This window comes from Duganella sp. Dugasp78, from assembly GCF_059491455.1.
Map to the genome: position 1 here is coordinate 3,415,057 of NZ_CP168506.1, position 17,512 is coordinate 3,432,568.

Annotated in this window: 15 protein-coding genes; 10 read left to right on the forward strand and 5 right to left on the reverse strand. The window is 57.4% G+C overall.

The genetic code is table 11. The features are described from left to right. Positions 1-27: 27 nt before the first annotated feature. From radC to ACEN9O_RS15140, 3 genes are all read right to left on the reverse strand, one after another. Complete coding sequence (gene radC, locus ACEN9O_RS15130) at positions 28-702, reverse strand: RadC family protein (RefSeq protein ID WP_495618333.1); 675 nt, start codon at positions 700-702, stop codon at positions 28-30. 66 nt (positions 703-768) lie between these two features. Further along, positions 769-2,220, reverse strand: coding sequence for a family 43 glycosylhydrolase (locus ACEN9O_RS15135; RefSeq protein WP_495618334.1), 1,452 nt, complete (start codon positions 2,218-2,220; stop codon positions 769-771). A gap of 345 nt (positions 2,221-2,565) precedes the next feature. Further along, complete coding sequence (locus ACEN9O_RS15140) at positions 2,566-3,690, reverse strand: acyltransferase family protein (protein ID WP_495618335.1); 1,125 nt, start codon at positions 3,688-3,690, stop codon at positions 2,566-2,568. 138 nt (positions 3,691-3,828) lie between these two features. Between ACEN9O_RS15140 and ACEN9O_RS15145 the strand changes: the two genes are divergently transcribed. The 7 genes from ACEN9O_RS15145 (at position 3,829) to ACEN9O_RS15175 (ending at position 10,224) form a co-directional block, all read left to right on the forward strand. Continuing rightward, positions 3,829-4,284, forward strand: coding sequence for an FKBP-type peptidyl-prolyl cis-trans isomerase (locus ACEN9O_RS15145; RefSeq protein WP_495618336.1), 456 nt, complete (start codon positions 3,829-3,831; stop codon positions 4,282-4,284). Between the two features lie 7 nt (positions 4,285-4,291). Continuing rightward, positions 4,292-5,254, forward strand: a complete 963-nt coding sequence (gene ispH / locus ACEN9O_RS15150) for a 4-hydroxy-3-methylbut-2-enyl diphosphate reductase (RefSeq protein ID WP_495618337.1) — start codon at positions 4,292-4,294, stop codon at positions 5,252-5,254. Between the two features lie 275 nt (positions 5,255-5,529). Beyond that, positions 5,530-6,459, forward strand: coding sequence for a branched-chain amino acid ABC transporter permease (locus ACEN9O_RS15155; RefSeq protein WP_495618338.1), 930 nt, complete (start codon positions 5,530-5,532; stop codon positions 6,457-6,459). 15 nt (positions 6,460-6,474) lie between these two features. Continuing rightward, complete coding sequence (locus ACEN9O_RS15160; protein WP_495618339.1) at positions 6,475-7,692, forward strand: ABC transporter permease subunit; 1,218 nt, start codon at positions 6,475-6,477, stop codon at positions 7,690-7,692. A gap of 11 nt (positions 7,693-7,703) precedes the next feature. Then, a complete protein-coding gene (locus tag ACEN9O_RS15165; RefSeq protein ID WP_495618340.1) occupies positions 7,704-8,474 on the forward strand; it encodes an ABC transporter ATP-binding protein in 771 nt (256 codons plus the stop codon). Next, complete coding sequence (locus ACEN9O_RS15170; protein ID WP_495618341.1) at positions 8,474-9,196, forward strand: ABC transporter ATP-binding protein; 723 nt, start codon at positions 8,474-8,476, stop codon at positions 9,194-9,196. The genes ACEN9O_RS15165 and ACEN9O_RS15170 overlap by 1 nt, the downstream gene beginning before the upstream one ends. Before the next feature lie 131 nt (positions 9,197-9,327). Then, on the forward strand, positions 9,328-10,224 hold the full coding sequence (locus ACEN9O_RS15175; protein WP_495618342.1) for an SIR2 family NAD-dependent protein deacylase: 897 nt from the start codon (positions 9,328-9,330) through the stop codon (positions 10,222-10,224). A 34-nt stretch (positions 10,225-10,258) separates the two neighbouring features. On the opposite strand, the gene ACEN9O_RS15180 is transcribed toward ACEN9O_RS15175, so the two are convergent. Beyond that, a protein-coding gene (locus ACEN9O_RS15180) for an IS3 family transposase (protein WP_495613664.1) occupies positions 10,259-11,517 on the reverse strand; the annotation gives its coding sequence in 2 pieces (ribosomal slippage) (positions 10,259-11,169 and positions 11,169-11,517; 1,260 coding nt in all). A 225-nt stretch (positions 11,518-11,742) separates the two neighbouring features. Between ACEN9O_RS15180 and ACEN9O_RS15185 the strand changes: the two genes are divergently transcribed. Then, on the forward strand, positions 11,743-14,877 hold the full coding sequence (locus ACEN9O_RS15185; RefSeq protein WP_495618480.1) for an NACHT domain-containing protein: 3,135 nt from the start codon (positions 11,743-11,745) through the stop codon (positions 14,875-14,877). 75 nt (positions 14,878-14,952) lie between these two features. On the opposite strand, the gene ACEN9O_RS15190 is transcribed toward ACEN9O_RS15185, so the two are convergent. Beyond that, entirely contained in the window at positions 14,953-15,513 is a 561-nt protein-coding gene (locus ACEN9O_RS15190; protein WP_116990480.1) for a phasin family protein, read from the reverse strand. Positions 15,514-15,847: 334 nt separating this feature from the next. On the opposite strand from ACEN9O_RS15190, the gene ACEN9O_RS15195 reads away from it, so the two are divergent. Further along, the gene (locus tag ACEN9O_RS15195; protein WP_495618343.1) at positions 15,848-16,756 is read left to right on the forward strand and encodes a DMT family transporter; all 909 of its coding nucleotides are present in this window, start codon (positions 15,848-15,850) and stop codon (positions 16,754-16,756) included. 10 nt (positions 16,757-16,766) lie between these two features. Further along, a complete protein-coding gene (locus tag ACEN9O_RS15200) occupies positions 16,767-17,462 on the forward strand; it encodes a nitroreductase (RefSeq protein WP_495618344.1) in 696 nt (231 codons plus the stop codon). The last annotated feature ends 50 nt before the right edge of the window (positions 17,463-17,512 follow it).

The window sequence follows — 17,512 nt, forward strand, 5'->3', positions numbered from 1 at the left end:
TAAACCCTTGAGCCCATAGGGGTAAACTCATAGCTGGCCGTGCTCGGCAAACGAGTGCACCTGGTGGCCGGCCACCACAAAATGGTCGAGGATGCGGATGTCCACCAGCGCCATGGCCTGCACCAGGGCCCGCGTCAGCAGCAGGTCCGATTCGCTGGGATCGGGCGTGCCGGACGGGTGGTTGTGCGCCAGCATGATGCTGGCGGCGTTGCAGGTCAGCGCCGCTTTCACCACTTCGCGCGGGTAGACGCTGGTGTGTGTCAGGGTGCCGCGAAACATTTCCCTGGCGTCGATCAGGCGGTTTTTTACGTCCAAAAACAGGACATGGAAGGATTCGCAGGGCTGGCCGCGGAACAGCATGCGCAGGTATTCCTTGACGGCCTTGGGCGAGCCCAGCGCCTGTCCCGCCTTGATTTCTTCCAGCATGGCGCGCCGCGCCAATTCCATCACGGCCTGCAGCTGGGCGAACTTGGCCGGGCCCAGGCCGTTGATGGCGGAGAATTGCCGCAGATTGGCGCTGAACAGGCCTTGCAGCGAGCCGAAATGATGCACCATTTCCTGTCCAAGCTGCACGGCATCCTTGCCGGGCACGCCGATGCGCAGGAAGATGGCCAGCAATTCCGCGTCCGTCAGCGCGGTGGCGCCTTCGCGTATCAGGCGCTCGCGAGGGCGCCGCTCCAACGGCCAGTTCATGATGGGCATGACGGTCTCCGGTAATCGTTCTGCCGTCGATTATCGGCGCGTCGGCGCGGGCGGTACTAACCCTACTCAAAGGTGCAGGAAAAGCTCCTTGCGGTCCGCAGCCAGGTCGTGCTGGGAAAATTGCCAGTAATCGAATTTGAACAGTTCTTCGCCGGCCGCACCGCGGAACACGAAGAAGAGATCCTGGATGCCGGAGGCTCCGGAGATCCGGGTGGACTGCGGCTTCCATTGGCCGCCGGTTCCCGAGACCGGCAGCGTGCCGATCAACTGGCCGTCGACCTTGCCCAAACGAATCTCGATCGTCGCCCCGGTGGCTTGTTTCAGCTTGGCTGTGCTGGAAAGGCTGGCCAGGAAGGCGCGCGCGCCGCCCACGCCGAAATCGACATTGCGCACCTCGATGTAGGCCCCGTCGTGGATGTCGCGCACATTCTGGCCGCCAGCGCTGCTGGGCTCGATCTTGACACCGGAAGACCAGGCGATGGTCTCGGCTTCGACGCGCGTATAAGGATCGAGGGTGGCGACCGGTGCCGGCCCTTCCTTGGTCGGCTGCACCGGCTGGACCGAGCCATCCGGGTTGAACTTCAACTCATCGACGCACACGGAACGCTTGAAGCCGTCGCCGCCCGGAAGCGCGGCGTTGTGGTAGAAGAGGTAGGTCTTGTCCTTGAAATCGACCACGCCCGGGTGGTTGGTAAAGGCACTTTGCGGCGCCATAACAACGCCGCCGTAGGTCCACGGGCCTTCGGCAGTGGGGCCGGTGGAATAGCCGAGAGGCTCGGGGAGCGGACCGCCGGCAAAAAACAAGTAGTGGCGATGATTGCGCTGATACAGCCAAGGCCCCTCTTCGTAGGACGTACCGCGTTTTTCGTCCGGAGGGATGCGCTTGCCCAAGGCCTTGACGGTCATCGGATGGCGAATGAGACCATTCTCTCCGACGCTGGTGTCGTAGGAAATCATGTCCTTGTTCAGCTTGACCGACCACAGATTGGGATTGCCCCAGGCGAGATAGGCTTGGCCCTTGTCGTCGATGTAGACGGTCGGATCGATGCTGTCGTAGTGGCCGGCGATCAGCGGTTTTTTGATGGGATCGGTGTAGGGGCCGAGGGGATTGTCGGCCACCAGCACGCCGATGCCGCGGCCTTGTACCGGGGCATAGAGATACCATTTGCCATCCCGCTCGATGGCCTGGGGAGCCCAGGCACCATTGTCAAAACCGTCCCAGCCGGAACTCTCCTTGGAGGCCCAGGGGAAATCCCGGAGCGAGGCGACCGCGCCATGCTGGGTCCAGTTCACCATGTCCGTCGTCGTGGCGAGCACCCAGTCCTTCATGTTGAAGTTGTTTTTTTCCCCGACATCCTGGTCGTGGCTGGAAAACAGGTAGAGCGTGCCCTTATGGGCCACGGGGGCCGGATCGGCGGTGTACATCGTCTGAATCACCGGGTTGAGCGCGAATGACGTTGCGGGCAGCGTAGCCAACGCGGACAAGAGAACGACAGCGGATCGGGTTGTTTTTTTCATGAGGATCGGAAAATGAGGGTGGAAAAGCGGAAGGCGATTTAAGCGAAAGAGCCAGGCGTTTACTCCTTCAAAGCGATCACCATCACAGCTCTTGCAGGAAGCGCTTGACGTCGGCCGCCATCGCAAGCGGAACCTGCAACCGGGGGGGGGGGCAGTCGCGCTATTCCGCGTCGGAAGTATAGGCTGGTCATCGTGCGCAACGATATCGCTGGCAAGCGAATTTCTTGCAAACCGCAGAAATTGCAAGCAATGTGAGCCATGGTGAAAATCGCCGTGGCAGCTGGCGGAAGTCCGTGATGGGCATGGGGGCGCTCGGCGCGCCGGCGCGGACGGTACTAACCCAGCTTAAAGGCGCAGGAAAAGCTTCTTCCGGTACAGCGCCAGCAGCAGCGTGCCCAGCACCACCACCAGCCCGGCGGAGTAGGTGACGGAGGCAATCCTGGCGTCGGCGATCAGGCCGCCCAGGCCGTGCGCCAGGCTGTCATGCCAGGATTGCCCGGCGTTGAGCGGCAGTTGCAGCGCGCAGTCGAGCAGGCTGATGGCGACAAAGGCCAGCGTGGCGTTGGCGCCGAACGCCAGGATGACGCTGGCGCCGGCCGTCGCGCGCCGCAGCAGCACCAGCGCCAGCAGCGAAAAGCCGGAGGACAGCAGCGCGAAGCTTGGCGTCCAGATCTTCTTGACTATCGGGAGCAAGGGATCAAGCGCGAAGCCGGCCACCAGCAGCAGCACGGCGGCCAGCGCCAGCTGGAGCCAGGCGTCGCCGCCACGGCGCAGCACCAGTCCCGTTGTCAGGCCGGCCAGCACGTTGACCAGCGCGCCGACGGTCGACAGCAGCCCCTCGGGCTCGTACGTGACCTGGCCGTTGGTCAGGCCATAGGGCCACAGGTGATCAACGCTGAGCACGGCGCGGTCGATCACGGCGGGCAGCGAGTGGACGGAATTAAAGCAGGCGCGACCGCAGCCGGGCGCGTCCCAGGCCAGCAGCAGGGCGCCATAGGCCGTCGCCACAGCCGCTGCGGCCAGCATCACGGAGCGCGGCGGCAGCAAGAAGCCGTCCGCCGTGCGCCGGCCCAGCGCCAGCACCAGCGCGCCGACGGCGAGGTAGCAGATGCCGATGCGTTGCAGGATGCCCATCAGGCGCACGTGCGCGAAGTCGAAGGAGGGCAGCAGGTTCAGCACCAGCCCCAGCAGGAACAGCGCGGCCGAGCGCCGCGCCAGGTAGGCCAGCACTTCGGCGGCGGACTGGTCGCCGGCGCGCTTGAGCAGCGAGTAGGGCATGGCCGCGCCCACGCAAAACAGGAAACTGGGGAAAATCATATCGGCCAGCGCGAAGCCCTGCCAGTCGGCGTGGGTCAGCACGCGGAAGCGGTGGTCCCAGTCGCCGGCGTAGGCGACCAATATCATGCCGATGACAGCCAGTCCGCGCAACATATCAATGGCGGCAACCCGCTGGTGGGTCTGTATTTCCATGATCTTCCTCCCGATGGCCATAAAACGTTACAAATATGCCTATGAAAACGTTTTCAGTCAATCCTTTGCGCGCTTGGAGGGCGCTGGCGGCAAGGTGGCTTACAATAGAGCCTTTGCCAGCTCAACGAATCTCACGTCATGTCTAACGCGCAACCCGCCGTCGTCACCCAGTCGGCCTACCTCACCCTGCATTACCGCCTGGCCTCGCTGGACGGCACCGATATCGTCACCACCTTCAATGGCAACCCGGCCACGCTGATGCTGGGCCAGGGCCAGCTGGCGCCGGTGCTGGAAGAGCTGTTGATCGGCTTGCCCGAAGGCACGCACAAGACCTTCGAACTGGAGCCGGGCGTCGGCTTCGGCCCGCGCAACCCGGAACTGGTGCGCGAAGTCACCCGCGCCACGCTGGACGACAACTCGGTGCCGGGCGCCGACTACAAGGTGGGCGACCTGGTCGACTTCGCCGCGCCGGGCGGCGGCCGCTTCGCCGGCATCCTGCGCGAGCTGGGCGAGGCAACCTGCCTGTTCGACTTCAACCACCCGCTGGCCGGCCAGCCGCTGAAATTCGAAGTCCAACTTATCTCCGTGCTGTGAGGAACTCATGAGCGATACCGAAATCCTGTTGGCCCAGCCACGCGGCTTTTGCGCCGGTGTCGACCGCGCCATTGAAATCGTCGAACGCGCGCTGACCCAGTTCGGCGCGCCCATCTACGTACGCCACGAGATCGTCCACAACGCCTACGTGGTGGAAGACCTGCGCAACAAGGGCGCCATCTTCATCGAGGACCTGGACGACGTCCCGGCCGGCAACACGCTGGTGTTCTCGGCGCACGGCGTGTCCAAGGCGGTGCGGGCAGAGGCGGAATCGCGCGGCCTGAGCATCTTCGACGCCACGTGCCCGCTGGTCACCAAGGTGCACGTGGAAGTGGCCAAGATGCGCAAGCAGGGCTGCGAGATCATCATGATCGGCCACGATGGCCATCCGGAAGTCGAAGGCACGATGGGACAGACCGAAGAGGGCATGTACCTGGTCGAGACCGTGGCGGACGTCGACAAGCTGAACGTCACCAAGCCTGACCAGCTGGCCTATGTTTCCCAGACCACGTTGTCGGTGGACGACACCGCTGACATCATCGAAGCGCTCAAGCGCAAATATCCGGCGATCATCGAGCCGAAAAAAGGCGACATCTGCTACGCCACCACCAACCGCCAGGAAGCCGTGAAATTCATGGCGCCGCAGGTGGAAGTGGTGATCGTGGTCGGCAGCCCGAACAGCTCCAATTCCAACCGCCTGCGCGAAGTGGCGGAAAAGAAGGGCACGCCGGCCTACATGGTCGACAACGCCACGCAGATCGACCCGCTCTGGCTGGAAGGCAAGTTGCGCGTGGGCGTCACCGCTGGTGCGTCGGCGCCGGAGGTGCTGGTGCACGCCGTCATCGACCGCCTGAAGGAATTGGGCGCGCGCAGCGTGCGCACGCTGGACGGCGTGCAGGAAGCGGTCACTTTCCCGCTGCCCAGGGGCCTGGATGGACAGAAAACTGCACCAGCGGAGGGCGGGGTTTGACAACTTTCGGGATGAAACGGAATTAAATTTTGCATCTTTCCGTTATTCCGGAGTTAGTTTTTCCAGAATCTCGCTATCATTGCCTCGCTCTCAAAAAGTTGTCGTTTAGGCTTATAAAAAGAGGGCGCGGCTCGCAGGGAGACGCTACTGGTTCAGGCATGAAATTTGCATCATGAACGTGTAGTCAACGGCGGCACTACGGAGACAACTCCGGGTGCCGTTTTTGTTAGATGAACCGCTGTGCAGACATAACACCAAAAGTAAAGGCACTCTTCATGGATACATTTATCCAACAACTTATTAACGGACTGGTGCTAGGCAGCATGTACGCACTGGTGGCGCTGGGCTACACCATGGTCTACGGCGTGCTGAACCTGATTAACTTCGCGCACGGCGATGTGTTGATGATCGGTGCGATGACCGGCCTGACCATCCTCAAATACCTGAACGAATACGCACCGGACCTGCCTGGCTACGTCAAGCTGGCGATCGCCATCGGCGGCGCCATCCCGGTGTGCATGGCGGTTAACATCCTGATCGAGCGGGTCGCCTACCGCCGCCTGCGCAATGCGCCACGGCTGGCACCGCTGATCACCGCCATCGGCGTGTCGATCCTGTTGCAAACCATCGCCATGATGATCTGGACCCGCAACCCGCTGGCCTTCCCGCAACTGCTGTCGTCGGAGCCGATCACGGTCGGCGGCGCGCTGATCTCGCAGACCCAGATCCTGCTGCTGGTGCTGGCCGCGCTGTCGATGACGGGCCTGGTGCTGCTGGTGGAAAAAACCAAGATGGGCCGCGCCATGCGCGCCACGGCGGAAAACCCGCGGGTCGCCGGCCTGATGGGCGTCGACTCGAACAAGGTCATCGTCGCCACCTTCGCGCTGGGCGCGGCGCTGGCCGCCGTGGCCGGCGTGATGTGGGGCGCCAACTATGCGTCGATCCAGTTCGCGATGGGCTTCGTGCCCGGCCTGAAAGCCTTCTCGGCCGCGGTGCTGGGCGGCATCGGCAACATCTACGGCGCGATGATAGGCGGTATCGTGCTCGGCATTATCGAGAGCCTGGGCGCCGGCTACATCGGCGACCTGACCGGCGGCTTCCTCGGCAGCCACTACCAGGACATCTTTGCCTTCGTCGTGCTGATCATTGTGCTGACGGTGCGTCCGTCCGGCATCATGGGCGAGCGCGTTGCGGACCGTGCCTAAGCGGAGGAACTGACCATGGCTATTCTGAATTTCGATACCACCCGTAACCCGCGCAAGGCCTACAGCAGCATGGCTGTGGTCCTGATCGGCCTGCTGATCTTCCCGTTCGTCGCCTCGCAGTTCGGCAACTCGTGGGTGCGCATCATCGACATGGCGCTGCTGTACATCATGCTGGCGCTGGGCCTGAACATCGTGGTCGGCTTCGCCGGCCTGCTGGACCTGGGCTACATCGCCTTCTACGCGGTGGGCGCCTACATGACCGGCCTGCTGGCCTCGCCGCAGTTCGCGACCCTGCTGGAATCGCTGATCAACGAATACCCGGTCGTCGGCAATTCGCTGGTGGCGATCCTGGGACCGGACATCCAGCAAAACGGCATCCACCTGTCGGTGTGGCTGATCGTGCCGCTGGCGGCCGCGCTGGCCGGCCTGTTCGGCGCGCTGCTGGGCGCGCCGACCTTGAAGCTGCGCGGCGACTACCTGGCCATCGTGACCCTGGGCTTCGGCGAGATCATCCGCATCTTCATGAACAACCTCAACGAGCCGATCAACTTCACCAACGGTCCGCAGGGCATCAACCTGATCGACCCGATCCGCGTGTTCGGCGTCAACCTGGCGGGGGAGGCGGGTTCGCGCGCCAACGTGGTCGTCGGCGGCTTCTCCATGCCGTCGGTGAACGCCTATTATTTCCTGTTCCTGTTCCTGTGCATTGCCGTGGTGTTCGTCACCTCGCGCCTGCAGCACTCGCGCCTGGGCCGCGCCTGGGTCGCGATCCGCGAGGACGAGATCGCCGCCAAGGCCATGGGCATCAACACCCGCAACGTCAAGCTGCTGGCGTTCTCGATGGGCGCTTCGTTCGGCGGCATCGCTGGCGCCATGTTCGCCTCGTTCCAGGGCTTTGTGTCGCCGGAATCGTTCTCGCTGACCGAGTCGATCGCCGTGCTGGCGATGGTGGTGCTGGGCGGTATCGGCCACATCCCCGGCGTGATCATGGGCGGCGCGCTGCTGGCGGCGCTGCCGGAAGTGCTGCGCCATGTGGTCGAGCCGCTGCAGGAAAAACTGTTCGGCCACGTGGTGATCGAGGCGGAAGTGCTGCGCCAGCTGCTGTACGGCCTGGCGATGGTGCTGATCATGCTGAACCGTCCGGCGGGTCTGTGGCCGGCGCCCAAGCATGAAGACCGTCCCGACGGCGACTCCGACACCAAAGATCAATCGTCCGGCACCGTGGCGGCCTGAGGAAAGCAGAAATGAGCGAACAAGTTATTCTGAACATCGCCGGCGTCAACAAGCGCTTCGGCGGCTTGCAGGCGCTGACCGATGTCGGCATCAAGATCATGAAGGGCCAGATCTATGGCCTGATCGGCCCCAACGGCGCCGGCAAGACCACCTTCTTCAACGTCATCACCGGCCTGTACCAGCCGGACACCGGCACCTTCGAGCTGGCCGGCAAGCCGTACTCGCCGTCCGCGCCGCATGAGGTGGCCAAGGCCGGCATCGCCCGTACCTTCCAGAACATCCGCCTGTTCGGCGAGATGACCGCGCTGGAAAACGTCATGGTCGGCCGCCACGTGCGCTCGCACCAGGGCGTGTTCGGCGCCGTGTTCCGGCACAAGGCGGCGCGCGAGGAGGAAGCATCGATCCGCAAGCGTGCGCAGGAGCTGCTGGACTTCGTCGGCATCGGCCAGTTCGCCAGCCGCACCTCGAAGTTCCTGTCGTATGGCGACCAGCGCCGCCTGGAGATCGCCCGCGCCCTGGCCACCGATCCGCAACTGCTGGCGCTGGATGAACCGGCGGCCGGCATGAACGCCACCGAGAAGCTGGCGTTGCGCGAGCTGCTGGTCAAGATCAAGAACGAAGGCAAGACCGTGCTGCTGATCGAGCACGACGTCAAGATGATGATGGGCTTGTGCGACCGGCTGATGGTGCTGGAATACGGCAAGCCGATCGCCGAGGGGCTGCCGGCGGAAATACAAAGCAATCAGGCGGTGATCGACGCCTATCTGGGAGGATCGCACTAATGGGCGACAACGTTCTTAAAGTATCGGGACTGAAAGTCGCGTACGGCGGCATCAAGGCCGTCAAAGGCATCGATCTGGAAGTGAACAAGGGCGAGCTGGTGGCCTTGATCGGCGCCAACGGCGCCGGCAAGACCACCACCTTGAAAGCCATCACTGGCACGCTGCCGCCTTGCAAGGTCGAGGGCACGGTATCGTACAAGGGGGAGTCGCTGAAGGGCAGCAAGTCCTTCCACCTGGTTGAGAAGCGCCTGGCGATGGTGCCGGAAGGACGCGGCGTGTTCACCCGCATGTCGATCCAGGAAAACCTGATGATGGGCGCCTACACCCGCGACGACAAGGCCGGCATCGAGGCCGACATCGCCAAGTGGTTCGACGTGTTCCCGCGCCTGAAGGAGCGCGCGGCGCAGATGGCGGGCACGCTGTCGGGCGGCGAGCAGCAGATGCTGGCGATGGCGCGCGCGCTGATGTCGCATCCTGAGCTGCTGCTGCTGGACGAGCCGTCGATGGGCCTGTCGCCAATCATGGTCGAGAAGATTTTCGAGGTGATCCGCAACGTCTCGAAAGAGGGCATCACGATCCTGCTGGTGGAGCAGAACGCCAAGCTGGCGCTGCAGGCCGCGCACCGCGGCTACGTCATGGACTCTGGCCAGATCACCATGACCGGCAACGCCAAGGACATGCTGGACGACCCGCGCGTCAAAGCCGCCTACCTCGGCGAATAAGCGTTAGTTTGAAACTAAAAAAAGGAGCAGGTGACTGCTCCTTTTTTTTCGATTTCCCTCAAGAAAAATTGCAACCGCACAAGAAATTAGAGTTAAATAGCGTATTGCATAATCAACCACATGGAGGCTAAATGAGGGCAGAGTCTTTAATCGAAAAATTGAAAGCTGATCTGGCTTCGGGTCGCGTCGTGACCATCACTGGAAGTGGTGTATCTGTTGCGGTATCCCAGAGACAGGACGTAGAGGGCTACAGCGTAAGTTCTTGGGTAGGGCTTCTCCTTCATGGTGTTGAGCACTGTCGCCGACTTGAGTTGGCCGATGATTTAGATGTTAATTTGCTAAAAATGCAAATTGAAAGTGGTAAGACCGATTTTATGATCTCTGCTGCGGAAGCCGTATCTCAACGCCTAATGAGCCGCTCGAAGGGCGTATATCGCGGATGGTTAAAAGATAGCATTGGTCGTCTGAAGGTTAAAGATTCTAGTCTAATTAACGCTATTTCGTTGCTGCCCGGAGTCTTGGCTACCTTGAATTACGATAACTTGTTAGAAGACGTTACCGGGAAACAGGCAGTTACTTGGATGAAAAGCGATGATGTACAAGAGATCTTGACAGGTCGTGATCAAAATTCAGTACTCCATTTACATGGATGGTTTAAAGAGCCTGAATCTGTTGTACTTGGACTCAGTTCATATATTTCAGCGCGGGATAATTTCCACGCGCGGGCTGTACTTGAGTTATTTACCATTGATCGTACACTTTTATTTATTGGCTGCGGCGCAACATTGCAAGATCCGAACTTTACGCGGTTAATTGAATGGGCATCGAAAAGTATAAGCGACGTATCTCCTAGGCACTATTTTCTGTGCCGTAGTTCCGAGATTGTGAACTGCCAAAGGAGTCTCAGCAATACGCCTTGGATTCAGCCGCTTGCGTTTGGTAATGATTTTAGCGACCTTGCTCCGTTTATACGTTCACTTATTCCTGATACCTCCATTTCCGTAAAGATCGCGGTTAACTCATCTTGATCTTGCCCCCGTATAACCGGACACAGCTTATCGCTTAGTTAGCGCCGCTTTCCTGAGCCCGGCGCGCCAGCTCCCTCCTGAACAAGCGAGGCGATTTCAACTTCAACGACGAGTGCGGATGAACCTCATTGAAATGCAAAAAAGCGTCTGGCAGTTGAGCGAGAACGACTTTGGCATTGCTGCGGTCCATCAGGCTGACGTAGTCCCGTTTAAACGTGTTCACGAAGCTCTCGGCGATCCCGTTCGACTGCGGGCTGCACACTGGTGTATGAATCGGCTCCAAGCCCAATGCGCGCACCAGAGCATGCGTTTCATGGGCCCGGTAGGCGCCGCCATTGTCGCTCAAGAATTCCAGCTTCGCAGAGCCGATGCTGGCCTGGCCAAACCGAGCCTCGACCGCTTCCACCAACATGTCGCGTACTGGCTCGCCAGGCAAGCCACGTTCAGCCCAGGCACGCCACGCAATGATTTCGCGATCACAGCAGTCCTTCATGAACACACCTGTGACCACCTCTCCATTGTCGCAAGCGATCTCGAATCCGTCCGAACACCAGCGCTGATTCGGCTCGGCCACGGCCACGACGCCGTCGTGAACGCGGTTGCTGACGCGGCGTTTAGGCGCCTTCGGCAGCAACAGGCGGTGCTCCTTCATTACCCGATAAAATCGCTTGTGGTTGATCGACTGCAGGCCCATCAAAGCACGTGTTCGATTCACCAAGGCACCCGCCCTGCGATAGCCGTAAGTCGGCAGTGCCGTGATTTCGGCGCGCACCGCGTCGACCAAGATGGCGTCGGCAGGCTGGTGGAACGTCTGCACGGTACGGCCGTCAACCCAGTCGGTCGGGCGCGCCGCCCTGGTGCATACATTCGAGCGCGCCACGCCCAGTGCCGAACAGACCGCCTTTACTGGCCGTCCTTGTCTAACAAGGGCGAGCGCGCAATCCACTTTTTTTCGCGAGCGAACTCGACTGCCTCCTTCAGGATCTCCGCTTCCATCGTCTTCTTACCCAGCATCCGTTGCAGCTGGGCGATCTGGGCGCGGGCCGCAGCCAGCTCGCTTGCCGGCACCACCGATTCACCTGCAGAGACCGCTGTGAGCGCGCCTTCGCGCTCCAGCTTGCGCCAGTTGAACAGCTGGCTGGCGCCGACGCCGTGCTTGCGGGCGACCAGCGAGACGGTCATGCCTGGCTCGTATGTCTCGCGCACCAGCGCCGCCTTCTCATCGGCTGACCAGCGCCTGCGGCGCTCCTGGCTAATCGTTACAACCTCGATTGTTTGCTTGTTCCTAGTCATATGCACAGTCCTATTCCTATCCGTAAGAATAGCGCATAGGCTGTGTCCGGTGAATCAGGGGGCTATTTCACATCTGGTCTAGACTTGGATGGTTATCGTAAAGCTATGCGTGCTCGATACAGCCGCCTAAAACTGGAGGAATTAGACCCTACAACGCATGACATTCGACCGTTAGCGTTAACTACGATGTTTATTGAGCAGAATGCACGAGAGTGCGTGAATTTTATGCCTCGGGTCTTCGAGCTGCCCAAAGAAATGCAACAACAGTTACGAAAATCAGGCGAGATTGATAGCGACGAAATTGATGATGTTTCTCTTAAGCAGCACCATAAGGCGTATATGGATCAAATCCCACGCCCTGTACTTGAAGTTGTTAACGATCCCTTGATTAATCGCTTGGTGGTTTTAGGGGATCCTGGTGCAGGAAAATCGACGCTTTTACAGCATCTGCTCCTAGAATGGGCGGAAGTTCCGTTAAAGGATATATCAAAACGTGCTCTCCCTCTTTTGATTGAACTCCGGGAATTCTCACGCATCATAGCAGCCAATCCAAATGAGAGTTTTTTGAATTACCTGCATGGCGGAATTGGCGTGCGTTGGCATTTTGATCAATCATTGTTAGGTGATTGGTTGGCAAGAAATTCTGCGATCGTTTTGTTTGATGGTCTTGATGAAATATTTGATTTGAACCATCGGCGAGCGATCACCATTGCAATTCATCGCTTTGCACACGAATTCCCGTTATGTCGGATTATTGTTACTTCACGGGTAGTAGGCTACCAGCACCAAGCGTGGAATGATGAAGGTTTTCGTCACTTTATGCTACAAGATCTTGATAGTGGGCAAATATCAAATTTCCTTTCCAAATGGCATGATGGCGCATATGAGGATAAAAATATTGGAGAAGGTAAGCGTGTCCTTTTGACTAGGGCTATAGCGGATTCAGCGGCGATTGCTCAGTTAGCGGGGAATCCTCTTTTGTTGACTATGATGGCAATACTTAACCGGACTCAAGATCTACCTCGTGATCGCGCTGAGCTTTATGAGCAGTGCGCGCGCCTTTTATTGCATCAATGGAAAGTAGAAATGGCTTTTCAAGGGGACCCAGACCTAACGAGTGCATCACTAGACTTTAAAGATAAGCGTGGATTGTTACTGAGAATTGCGAAAGCGATGCAGAATTCTGAACGCGGAATTAGTGGAAATCTAATAGATGAAAGTACTTTAGAAAAAACCCTTGCAGAGGGGCTGGCTGAGGCGCGAGTATTACGTCCAGATCGCGCTGCTCGGTCCTTAATTGACCAACTGCGTGGAAGAAATTTCATGCTTTGCTTTATGGGGGGGCATTCTTATGCTTTTGTACATCGAACTTTTTTAGAATATTTTTGTGCTGTTGAAATTCGAGAGCGCTTCGAAAAAGAACAATCGCTTACACTCGATCAGTTAAAGGAAGAAATTTTCGGTCATTGGACCGATGAAACTTGGCATGAAGTTCTATGTCTTCTAACCGGCATTGTCGCGACGAAATTTGTAGAAGAAATAGTGGAATGGTTAATTGTACAGCGGGATACTAATGAAACTCTTAATCATATATTCCTTGCTGTACGCTGCGTTGGGGAGGTAATTAAACGTTCAAGTTTAGGGCCTCTTGAAACAAAATTAAAAGAATGGGCAAAAGATTTATCTAGATTTGATCAGAGACATTATTGCGAGCCTTGGTCTTTAGAAGCTGGTCAAGCTCGATCGGTAAGAATTAAGGCGCTCAACCTTCTAGCAGTGATCTGGCCTGACGATCCTGAGATACCTAATTGGCTTTGTTTGCGGGCGGAAACCGATGGAACATGGGAGGTCTCGGCCGCAGCTATAAGGTTGTTAGTACAGGGTTGGAGAAATGATCCGGTAACTCTTGCATGGCTGAAGTTGCACGCTACGGCGAAAGAAGAAAATCGCGTTCGTCCCATGGCAATATTTGAGCTAGCTGTTGGTTGGCCTGATGATTTAGAGATTTTTGAGTTAATAAAAGATCTTTCCTTGACGGGGCCAGATGATCACGCGCGAGCAGCTGCCGTCGATGCGATTTGTTTGATGTCTGCTAAAAAATGGGACTTACTGGAACACCTTAGAATGGTAGTTAATTCAGATGGTAGTTCATATGTTAGATATTGTGCAATGAAGCAAATTTCTATTATCTGGGGAGATGATAAGAGCGCATTTGCATTTTTCGTAGATATTGCTGAAGGCAATCGTGGCGTTGATATGCGTCAAAATGCGATTCAAGTGATATCTGAGACTTGGCGAAATAATCCAAAATCACTTTTGTTAATTAAAAAAATAATCAGGTCGGAAAAAAATAGATTTATTAATGGCTATGCTCAATTTATTTTGCTAAATGAGTGGCGGCACGAAAAGTCTATATTGAGTAATATTAAAAGATTGGCGGTTCAGGACGACGCAATTGGGGCAAATAGAGATGCGATAGAGCGGCTGGCTATAGATTGGAGAGACGATATTGCATCATATAATATAGTTTTAAAAATAGCTAAAGCATCAGATAACCCAAGCCTCCGCGTTGTGGCCATGGAGGCGTTAATAAGAGGACGGCCCGGTGACGCCGATATCCGTAAATTAATTATTTCTGCAGCATTAGAAAGCACTAAAGTATACGTTCGGCGTAAATCTATAGGGCTGCTTTCTGAGTATTTTGGATCCGACGAGGAAGTTTTTGATATTGTAAAAGAAATTTCTGCTTATGGTGATTTGGATGAGGTGAGGGTGGCGGCAATTGAGGTCTTATGTAGGTTTTCAATGCATTCGAAAATGGCTAAGGAATTGGAGTTGATGCTCGGTGAAAATAAAAATGAAAATATTAGATCGGCAATCTTAATATCTTATATCTTGACTGACGATGCGCAACCTATTCAGCTAGAGAGAATAATGAAGTACGGGATTCGAGATAGGAGTTCTAGCGTCCGCCATGTCGCTGTATCTAAATTAGCTACTACTTGGTGGAAGTATGATGGGGTGCAGGATATTTTTAAGAATCGAATATCCTTTGATCGCAACGGAAGTGTACGGTTGTGTGCACTGGTTGCACTAGCGAAAAGATTCCCCTCCGATCCCGAGACGTGGATTCTAGTGAAAAAAGTCATTAGCTCCGACAAAAATAGTAGCGTACGAATATCCGCTCTTAGAGAGTTAGCTAGAGGATGGCATAAAGATGCCCTTGCAACTCTGAAAAATAGTATGGAGTTTGATCGTAGCGATGACGTCCGTCAGATAGCGAGATATGAAATTAGTAGAGGCTGGAACGATGGCAAAGAGAATGCCTCTTTGGCATATCCCGCTGCTCTGATGGGATAGTTTTAAATGAAAAAGCCTCGGCCAAGGCCGAGGCTTTTGCAGGAACCGGCGCCCTACCGCGCCGGTATTCCGTGATTACTTCTTGGCTGGGGCAGCTTTTGCAGCAGCGGCGGTGAACTGGTTCACGGCCGAGGTCAGGTTCGATTCGATCGACTCGACAGCCTGCTTGGCGGTCTTGGCGAACTGCTCGTAGCCGGCGTTGGCGTTGCCGATGGCCGATTTCAGGATGGCGACAGCGTTTTCCGAACCAGCTGGGGCGTTCTTGCTCACTTCTTCCACCAGCGAGATGACTTTGCGGTTGGTTTCAGCGATCTGGGTTTCAGCAGCTTTGCTGAATTCAGCGCCGGTGCTCGAAGCGATGGTCGCCAGGTGACGGCCGTAAGCGATGGTTTTTTCTGCGCTAGGCTGGGCTTGTGCCGAAGCCAGCGAGAAGAATTCTTGTGGATCCTTGGCCGACAGCAGTTGCTTGGTGGTGATCGACGACTCTTCCAGCGATGCCTTGGCAGCGGTCAGGTTCAGGTCGACGAACTTCTCAACACCTTCGAAAGCTTTGTTGGTCAGGGCCGAGAAAATCGCGAATTGAGCTTCGAAATTAGCTTTGGTCGCATTGGAAAATTGCTCAGGAATTGAAAACATTTAAAATCTCCAGGAAAGTAGTCATTGATTAAGTACTGCTGTTTCTACAGCCGGTGCGAAACAGGCAATCCACGTTTCAGACCGAACAACAAATTGTGCAACGCAACAAACCCGATTTTACGGCCTTCAAAAATTAAGTCAAGCGATTTTTTGTGCATTGCATCATAGAATCAACTTTAGCCCTAAGAAAGCATTTCTCTGAGGAAAATATGGCTGGACCGGGCTAGTTCAGTGATGAAACGCCTGCCGTGATAGACTTGCATCCAGTCGAGTCGGCGCCGCAATCCGGCGCCGATTTCCTTTCATGCCGCAAGTCTGTTTTCCCGGTTTAGCCATGTCCAACACCCCAAGCGCCGTTGTGGTTGTCAAACACGCCACTTTCCTGTCGCCGCTGCCGCTATTTTTCGTGCTGTTGTGGAGCAGCGGCTTCATCGTCGCCAAGTTCGGCCTGCCGTATGCGCCGCCGCTGACTTTCCTGGTGATGCGCTTCCTGGGCGTGTTGTTGTTCCTGGTGCCGGCCGTGCTGCTGCTGAAAGCGCCTTGGCCGCAGGGCAAGATCAGGCAGATCGCGCTGGCCGGGCTGCTGGTGCAGGCCGGCTATCTGATCGGCGTCTGGTGCGCCATCAAGCTTGGCATGCCGGCCGGGCTGTCGGCGCTGATCGTCGGCATGCAACCCATCCTGACCGCCTTCGCCGCGCCGCTGATCGGCGAGAAGGTGCGGCCGCGACAATGGCTAGGCCTGGTGTGTGGCCTCGGCGGGGTGGGGCTGGTGGTGGCAGCCAAGATCAAGTTGGCCGGGTTGTCGACCGACGCCATCCTGCTGTGTGTGCTGGCCTTGCTGTCGATCACCATCGGCACCCTGTATCAAAAACGTAATTGCCCGCATTTCGACTTGCGCACCGGCACCGTGATCCAGTTTGCTGCCTCGCTGGTCGTGGTCTTGCCGCTGGCGATCATTTTCGAAGGCCTGACGCCGGATTTTGCTGCGGTGCAGTGGACGCCGCGCTTTGTCGGCGCCTTGCTGTGGTCGGTGATGGGCTTGTCGATCGGCGCCATCTTCCTGTTGTTCGCGCTGATACGCCGCAGCGATGCCACCCAGGTCACCAGCCTGCTGTACCTGACCCCGCCGACCACCGCGGTCATGGCCTGGCTGATGTTTGGCGAAGCTTTCAACGCCCTCGGCATAGCAGGCATGGTGCTGGCGGTTACCGGTGTGATATTTGTCGTCAAAAAAACCAACTAAGCGAGCGCACATGATCTCAACTCCCGACCAGCAAGCGGTGGACGCCGCCATCACCAGCCGCCGCTCGATCCGCGCCTTCCTGCCGCATGCCGTGGCGCGCGACGACGTCGCGCAGATCCTGCAGGTGGCGGCGCGGGCGCCGTCCGGCACCAACACCCAGCCGTGGAAGGTCTACGTGCTCGACGGCGAACGCAAGCAGCAGCTGGCGTCGGCCATCCTGGCCGTCCATAACGATCCGGAGCAGGCCAGGCAGCACAGCGAGGAATACGCCTACTACCCGCGCGAGTGGATTTCGCCCTTCATCGAGCGCCGCCGCAAGGTGGGCTGGGATTTGTACGCGCTGCTGGGCTTGACGCGGGACAACAAGGCCGGCATGGCTGCGCAACACGGCCGCAATTATGAATTTTTTGGTGCTCCGGTAGGTCTCATCTTTACCATCGACCGCGTCATGGAGCAGGGCTCGTGGCTGGACTACGGCATGTTCCTGCAAAACATCATGGTGGCGGCGCGGGCGAGGGGGCTCGATACTTGCCCGCAGGCGGCTTTTACCCAGTATCATAAAATCATCGGCCGCGAGCTGGGCTTGCCGGACAACGAAACCGTGGTGTGCGGCATGGCGCTCGGTTATGCCGATCACTCGAAAGTTGAGAATACCTTGATCACGGACCGTATGGCGCTCGATGAATTTGTTAAATTTGTTGGTTAGAACTAGCTTGTTGAAAACCTACGGCGCTATATTGTATCGACGCAACCATC